At 50.5% G+C, this 1,225-nt stretch carries 1 rRNA gene; it reads right to left on the minus strand.

The features are described from left to right. Positions 1-1,225 (minus strand): 23S ribosomal RNA (locus H140_RS0113615); the annotation flags it as partial.

A 1,225-nucleotide genomic window follows, 5' to 3' on the forward strand; every position in this document is an offset into this window, starting at 1 on the left:
TTCCCGCTTAGATGCTTTCAGCGGTTATCCAATCCGAACGTAGCTACCGGGCAATGCCATTGGCATGACAACCCGAACACCAGCGGTTCGTCCACTCTGGTCCTCTCGTACTAGGAGCAGATCCTCTCAAATTTCCAACGCCCACGGTAGATAGGGACCGAACTGTCTCACGACGTTCTAAACCCAGCTCGCGTACCTCTTTAAATGGCGAACAGCCATACCCTTAGGACCTGCTTCAGCCCTAGGATGAGATGAGCCGACATCGAGGTGCCAAACACCGCCGTCGATATGAACTCTTGGGCGGTATCAGCCTGTTATCCCCAGAGTACCTTTTATCCGTTGAGCGATGGCCCTTCCATACAGAACCACCGGATCACTAAGACCTACTTTCGTACCTGCTCGACTTGTGGGTCTCGCAGTTAAGCGCGCTTTTGCCTTTATACTCTTTGAACGATTTCCGACCGTTCTGAGCGCACCTTCGTACTCCTCCGTTACTCTTTAGGAGGAGACCGCCCCAGTCAAACTACCCACCATACATTGTCCTCGATACTGTTATATCTGAGTTAGAACCCCAACACAACCAGGGTGGTATTTCAAGGATGGCTCCACAAATACTGGCGTATCTGCTTCAAAGCCTCCCACCTATCCTGCACAAGTTGAGTCAAAGTTCAATGTAAAGCTGTAGTAAAGGTTCACGGGGTCTTTCCGTCTAGCCGCGGGTACACAGCATCTTCACTGCGATTTCGATTTCACTGAGTCTCTGCTGGAGACAGCGCTGCCATCATTATGCCATTCGTGCAGGTCGGAACTTACCCGACAAGGAATTTCGCTACCTTAGGACCGTTATAGTTACGGCCGCCGTTTACTGGGGCTTCGATCAAGAGCTTCGCCTTACGGCTTACCCCATCAATTAACCTTCCAGCACCGGGCAGGCATCACACCCTATACGTCCACTTTCGTGTTTGCAGAGTGCTGTGTTTTTAATAAACAGTTGCAGCAGCCTGGTATCTGCGACTGCTAGTAGCTTACGGAGCAAGTCCTTCACCACCAGCAGCGTACCTTCTCCCGAAGTTACGGTACCATTTTGCCTAGTTCCTTCAGCAGAGTTCTCTCAAGCGCCTTGGTATTCTCTACCTGATCACCTGTGTCGGTTTAGGGTACGATTCGTTTATGACTTAAGTTTAGAAGCTTTTCCTGGAAGCTTGGTATTTGCCACTTCGCCAGT

The organism is Psychrobacter lutiphocae DSM 21542 (assembly GCF_000382145.1).
GTDB classification, from domain to species: domain Bacteria; phylum Pseudomonadota; class Gammaproteobacteria; order Pseudomonadales; family Moraxellaceae; genus Psychrobacter; species Psychrobacter lutiphocae.